Source organism: Actinophytocola glycyrrhizae (genome assembly GCF_042653545.1).
In the GTDB taxonomy this organism is placed as follows: Bacteria; Actinomycetota; Actinomycetes; order Mycobacteriales; family Pseudonocardiaceae; genus Actinophytocola; species Actinophytocola glycyrrhizae.
Genome location: NZ_JBHSIS010000026.1, coordinates 39419 through 45440 on the forward strand (window position 1 = coordinate 39419; position 6022 = coordinate 45440).

The window sequence follows — 6022 nt, forward strand, 5'->3', positions numbered from 1 at the left end:
ACACCATGGTTTCGCTGCCGAAGACCGACGACGTGCGCAAGGCCCGCGAGCAGGCCGTCGCCGTCCTCAACACCGCCGCGGACGGCATCCGCACGCCGCTGCTCGCCGCGCTGGGCGCCGGTGACCTGGCCACCAGGGCTCTGGTCGACACCGTGAACAAGGCGCGCACCAGGGTCGGCGAGGGCACCACCTCGGCCAGGGGGACCGTCGACACGCTGCCGAGGGACCTGGCCGGCCTTCGCGACCGGGTCGACCCGGCCGAGCTGCGCAAGCTCGTCGACGAGTACACCGACGCCGCGCAGAAGCTGTACCAGAAGCTGGCCGACCAGGGCGAGGACGCGCTGACGAAGCTGAAGGCCGACCCGCGTGTCGGCAAGGCGATGGACCAGCTGGAGGAGGCCATCGCCACGCTGCAGGAGCGCGTCGGCGACGTGGCCGGGGACGCCCGCGAGCTGACCGAGGAGGTCCTCGCGAAGGTCACCCGCCGGACCCGCGCGGTCGGCGAGAAGACCGCGAGCGCGCTGGAGCGGGTCACCGAGGACACCGCGCTGACGGTGGAGGAGGTGGGCGGCGAGGTCGCGGAGGACGTGCGCAACGCCACCCGCAACGCCACGGGCGACACCGCGCCGCGCAAGTCCGCGCCGCGCACGGCGGCCACCACCCGCAAGACCAACGGCTCGGCCAAGTCCACCAAGTAACACCCCAGTTCAGCGCCCCCGGCGGCCGGTCACGGCACCGGGGGCGCCGTGTGTGCGGAACGGGTCCGCTGGTCACATCCCGGCGTCCGCACGTAGTCTGGGGGCGTGCCGGCAGAAGCGTTGTGGATCCTCTGGATCATCAAGTGGCTCGCGGTCCCCGTCGGGGTCTACGCGTTCATCCACGCACTGATGCAACGTCCGGACGCGTACACCGCGATCGACAGGATGACGAAACCGGCCTGGCTCGGCATCACGGCGGGCGGCACCGTCGCGTTGATCCTCTTCGACGCGGCGAGCATCGGCCTGATGTTCTGGATCGCTGGTCTGGTGGCCGTGCTCGTGTACCTCGTCGACGTGCGGCCGAGGCTGATCGAGGTGCAGCGGGGGAACCGTTGGTGAGGTGGTCCATCGCGGGGTCGCTGACCGTCGAACCGGCCGTCGAGCACCCCGGTCTGCTTGCCGATCCCGTCGCCAAGGCACTCGCCGCGCTGCCCGACCCGGCTGACGTCGGCGTCGCCGCGATCGACCCGGATCTGGCCGACACGGCCGCGTTCTGCGAAGCGTACGGCGCGGCGCTCACCGCGTCGGCGAACTGCGTGGTCGTGACCGGCAAGCGGGCAGGCGAGGAGCGGTTCGCCGCGTGCCTGGTGCTGGCCACCACCCGCGCCGACGTGAACGGGGTCGTGCGCAGGCGGCTCGACGTCAGGAAGGCGTCGTTCGCGCCCACGGACACCGCGGTCGAGCTGACCCGCATGGAGTACGGCGGCATCACCCCGCTCGGCCTGCCCGCGCAGTGGCCCGTGCTGGTCGACGCGGCGGTCGCGGCCGCACCGGAGCTGGTCATCGGCAGCGGCGTCCGCGGCAGCAAGCTCCTGATCACCGGCGCCACGCTGGCGTCCCTCCCGAACGCGGAAGTCATCGAGGGCCTCGGCCGCTGACGTCCAGCCGGGCACCTGGCAACCAACTTGCCAGTGGAAACATGTGCCGCTATCTTGTCACTGACAAGACTGGAGGCCATGAATGAGTGTCGACCTGGGTTTGGTCCGGCAGCTGTGGCGGCTCGCCGAGCCCGTGCACGCGATCGGCTACTACGCACCGGAGGTGTCCGCGCGCTTCGCGAAGCTGGGCTTCGACACCGCGGCGCGCTGGCCGAGCTACTTCCCGCTCCGCGCGGCCCCACTGGGCGCGGTCGGCCCCGAGCTGGTCGCGGCCACGTTCTACAGCTTCGACCCGGCCATGGTCCGCGAGCACATCCCGGCCGCCTGGCAGGTCGCCACCCCCGACGACGTGCTCGCCGCCCGGCGCGACGGGATCGACGAGGCGCTGGGCAGGCTCACCGCCGACGTGGACCTGCGCGAGGCCGTCGACCTTGCGCACCGGCTGGTCGACGGCGCCCGCACGGTCGGCCGTCCGCTCGGCGCGGCCAACGCCGACCTGCCGTGGCCGGACGAGCCGCACCTCGCGCTGTGGCACGCGGTCACGGTGCTGCGCGAGGTCCGGGGCGACGGCCACGTGGCCGCGCTGCTCACCGCGGGCCTCGACCCGGTCGAGTCGCTGGTGTCGTTCGCCGGTGTGGGCGCCGCACCGAAGGAGGTGTTCGCCAGCCGCGGCTGGTCCGAGGACGAGTGGGCCGCCGCCACCGGGCGGCTCGTCGAGCGGGGCTGGCTGAACGAGGACGGCACCGCCACCGAGGCCGGCCGCGACGGCCGCGACGAGGTGGAACGGATGACCGACGAGCTGGCGGCACCGGCCTACCGGGCGCTGGGCGCGGAACGGGCGGGACGGTTCGCGCAGCTCGTCATGCCGGTCACCATGGCGGTCGTCCAGACGGGTCTGTTGCCGCGGCAGAGCACCCTGGGGCTGAGCCGGTGAATGGGCGGGCGGGGAGCCACACGGACTCCCCGCCCTGGATGAGTTGCTCGATCCCCCAACACATAAGACGCCGCGGCGGTCAGGAAGGTTGCGTGTCCAGTTCGGAACGCAGCCGCGGGAAGACCTTCGCGACCTTCGCGGTCAGGTAGTCGCCGTAGGTACCGTCGAACGCGAGCGGCGACCGGCCGTCCCACCTGCGCCGCCCGTCCCCGGCGACCGCGGCCCGGTCGGGCAACGGCGGCACCTCGGCGCCGAAGTCCGGGTCGAAGAAGAAGGGGAAGGACAGCCGGTCCTTCCCGGACGTGTTCCGCACCCGGTGCGGAGTGGACCGATACCACCCGCCGGTCAGCCGTTCGAGCATGTCACCGATGTTGCACACGAACGTGTCCGGCAGCGGCGGCGCGTCGAGCCACCCGTCGGGCGTGTGAACCTGCAGACCACCGTTGTCGTCCTGCAGCAGCAACGTCAGCAGCCCGTAGTCCGTGTGCTCGCCGACGCCCCAGCCGGGGTCACCGGCCGGGGCGGGCGGGTAGTGGAAGATCCGGAACAGCACGGTCGGGTTCGCGGTGTACCCGGCGGCGAAGTAGTCCTCGGCGAGCCCGAGGCTGCCCGCCACGCCCCGCAGCACGTCCTGGGCCACCCGGGTCAGCTCGTCCAGGTAGGACAGCACGAGCGGGCGCAGCTCCGGGACCTGCCGGGGGAAGAGGTTGGGGCCGTGCAAGGGAAGTGGGTGCCCGGCGGGCAGTTCCGTGCCGAAGTACAGGCCCTCCTTGCGGTCCTGCTCGCCCGCGGTCAGCTCGGCGCCGACCGGGAACCAGCCTCGCCACGCCCGCCCGCCGCGGACCATCGCGATCTCGTCCTTCTCGTTGTCCGGCAAGGAGAAGAACGTCCGCGCGGCCGCGTCCAGCGACTCGCGGAGCCGGCGCGACACCCCGTGCCCGGTGACGTAGAAGAAGCCGGTGTCGCGGCAGGCGGCCTCGATCCGCGCCGGCACGTCCGGCCCGGTCAGGTCGACGACCGGCAGCACCTACAGCACCACCGTTTTGTTGCCGTGCACCAGGATCCGGTTCTCCAGGTGCCACCGCAGGCCGCGGGACAGGACGACCTTCTCGATGTCGCGGCCCTTGCGCACCATGTCCGGCACCGAGTCGCCGTGGTCGACGCGGATCACGTCCTGCTCGACGATCGGCCCGGCGTCCAGCTCGGCGGTGACGTAGTGGCAGGTCGCGCCGATCAGCTTCACACCGCGCCGGTGCGCCTGGTGGTAGGGCTTCGCGCCGACGAACGACGGCAGGAAGCTGTGGTGGATGTTCAGCGCCCTGCCCGTCCACCGCGCGCACAGCTGCGCGGGCAGGATCTGCATGAACCGCGCCAGCACGATCGCGTGCGGGTCCGCCGCTTCGACCAGCTCGGACACCTTGGCGAACGCCGTTTCCCTGTCCTCGCGGGGAAACGGGATGTGGTGGAACGGGATGCCGTGCGCCTCGGTGATCGTCGCGAGGTCGGTGTGGTTGCCGATCACCGCAGACACGTCCACGTCCAGCTCCCCGGCCGCGACCCGGCCGAGGATGTCGTACAGGCAGTGGCCTTCCTTCGACACGAGGATCACCACGCGGCGCCGCTCCCCGGTGTCGAGGATCCGCCACTCCCCGCCCAGCGGCGCCACCGTCGCCCCGAACCGGGTCCGCAGCTCGTCCGCGTCGAACGGCAGCGAGTCGGCGGCCACCTCCTGCCGGGTGAAGAACCAGCCGGTGTCCGGGTCGGTGTGGTACGCGGCCGCGACGATCGTGCCGCCCGCGTCGGCGAGGAACGACGCGATCGTCGCGACGATGCCGATCTGGTCCGGGCAGCCGAAGGTGATCACGTAGCGGCGGGCCATGGCCGTCCTTTCAGGGAGTGCGCAGTGCGGCGACGAGCGCCGGATCCCCGTTGACCAGAGCGGTGCTCGGCCGCTTCCACAGCGCACGGTAGACCGCGTCCGCGGTGCCGACCAGCGACGCGTCGGTGTCGATGTCGGTGGCCTTGCCGACCACCGGCGGCGCGCCGGTGGTGAGGGTCACGAGCCAGGCCCGGCCCGCGTCCGCGGCGTGCACGAGCACCGTGCCCGTGACCTGCGCCGGGAACCGGGCGACCATGATCGTGAGCACCTCGTCGGCACCGTCCGCCGCGAACTCGGAGTCGAACACGAGATGCGGCACGTCGTCGCCGTGCGCCGCGTGCTCGGCGTCGAGCCGGTGGATCGCGGTCTCGTGCGCCTGCCGCCGCGCCCAGAAGGCCGTGCCGGAGAACCCGGCGAACGCCCAGGCTGGCGCGCCGGAACCACGCCGCGCCAGCTCGGTGAGCATCGTGTCGACCTGCCCGTCCCAGAACGCGAGCAGCTCGTCCCAGTCCTCGGGCGGCCGCTCGGTCCTCGGCGCCTCCCCGGCCGCGTCGGCGTCCAGCGCCAGCACGACCTGGGCCTGCACCCGCGCGATGTGCCGCACCAGCCGGTGCACCGTCCACCCTGGACACGTGGGCACCTCGGCCTCCGGCCCGGCGGCCACCGCCGCCGCCCGCAACGCCGTCGCCTGCTGCCGCGTTCTTTCGAGGTAATCGCCGAACTCCACGGGGTCAACCCTAGTGGTCGCGTCCACCAACGGCGGCCTCGTCGTCGGCCTGGAGCGGCTTCTGGTCCTGGTACTGACGTACGACCGCAGTTGTCCACAACCGACTCGGTTGTCCACAGATTGGCTTGTGGGGCTTGTTTTGTCGGCGGGGGGCGGTAGACCGGCATGGCGGGACGCCCCCGGGTTCGGGTGGGGGTTGCGTTCCGGGCGGTTTGCGTCTTTTCGCGTTGTTTGTCCTCGCCGGACGGGCAGGTCTCTGGGGTGGCGGAGGGGCTGTTCGGTTCCGGTTTGGGCGGGTCTGCCTGCCATCCCGTCGACCTCCCTGCGGGCTATCACACCGCGCCAAGGGGGGCCAGCTTTGGTGTGTTGTGATTCGGGCTTTTGGCCCCCCTTGGCGCGGTGTGATCGGGCGTTGCCAGGTCGACGGGATGGCAGGGAGTCCCTTTGTGGTGGGCTTGCGCCACCGTTGGGGTTGCGTAGTCCTGGGCCCGCTTCGCGGGCTCGGTGCGGGCCCCGCTTCGCGGGCCGGGGGCGTGGCGCCCTGGTTTTGGTGCTGTGAAAGGCGCGTTGACGGCATTCGGGATGCCGTGAATGGGCCGTTCACGGCGCTCAATGCCGTCAATGTGCCTTTCACAGCACTGGATGTGCCGTGAACGCGCCTTTCACGGCGGCCCGCCCTGCGGTCGGGGCCTGCGGGGCGCTGCGCGCCCGGCGCCCGCTGCGCGGGCGCGGTGTCATGTCCCGAAAGGCGCTTTCAGGGCGTTGAGTGTCCCGAAAGCGTGGCGGGTTCATGCGGTCGTCGCACCATGTTCTGTTAGGACAGTAGCAGGGTGAGTTTCTCTTGGG

Annotated in this window: 7 protein-coding genes; 4 read left to right on the top strand and 3 right to left on the bottom strand. The window is 71.8% G+C overall.

Annotated features, from left to right (window positions below):
- Positions 1–5 precede the first annotated feature (5 nt).
- The 4 genes from ACFPCV_RS36915 to ACFPCV_RS36930 all read left to right on the top strand — a co-directional run bounded on the left by ACFPCV_RS36915 (position 6) and on the right by ACFPCV_RS36930 (position 2570).
- On the top strand, positions 6–698 hold the full coding sequence (locus tag ACFPCV_RS36915) for a hypothetical protein (RefSeq protein WP_378061990.1): 693 nt from the start codon (positions 6–8) through the stop codon (positions 696–698).
- A 105-nt stretch (positions 699–803) separates the two neighbouring features.
- A complete protein-coding gene (locus ACFPCV_RS36920) occupies positions 804–1097 on the top strand; it encodes a DUF2516 family protein (protein ID WP_378061991.1) in 294 nt (97 codons plus the stop codon).
- Positions 1091–1636: a YbaK/EbsC family protein gene (locus ACFPCV_RS36925; protein WP_378061992.1), complete on the top strand. Its 546-nt coding sequence runs from the start codon at positions 1091–1093 to the stop codon at positions 1634–1636. The genes ACFPCV_RS36920 and ACFPCV_RS36925 overlap by 7 nt, the downstream gene beginning before the upstream one ends.
- An 82-nt stretch (positions 1637–1718) precedes the next feature.
- Positions 1719–2570 carry an SCO6745 family protein gene (locus ACFPCV_RS36930; RefSeq protein WP_378061993.1) on the top strand — a complete coding sequence of 284 codons (852 nt, stop codon included), beginning with the start codon at positions 1719–1721 and terminating at the stop codon, positions 2568–2570.
- A 79-nt stretch (positions 2571–2649) separates the two neighbouring features.
- Here ACFPCV_RS36930 and ACFPCV_RS36935 read toward each other — a convergent pair whose 3' ends face one another.
- From ACFPCV_RS36935 to ACFPCV_RS36945, 3 genes are read right to left on the bottom strand one after another with little or no spacing between them, the layout of a single operon-like run.
- Positions 2650–3597, bottom strand: a complete 948-nt coding sequence (locus ACFPCV_RS36935; RefSeq protein ID WP_378061995.1) for an isopenicillin N synthase family dioxygenase — start codon at positions 3595–3597, stop codon at positions 2650–2652.
- Positions 3598–4449: a formyltetrahydrofolate deformylase gene (purU, locus tag ACFPCV_RS36940; protein WP_378061997.1), complete on the bottom strand. Its 852-nt coding sequence runs from the start codon at positions 4447–4449 to the stop codon at positions 3598–3600.
- A gap of 10 nt (positions 4450–4459) precedes the next feature.
- Positions 4460–5176, bottom strand: a complete 717-nt coding sequence (locus tag ACFPCV_RS36945) for a maleylpyruvate isomerase N-terminal domain-containing protein (RefSeq protein ID WP_378061999.1) — start codon at positions 5174–5176, stop codon at positions 4460–4462.
- Positions 5177–6022: the final 846 nt, after the last annotated feature.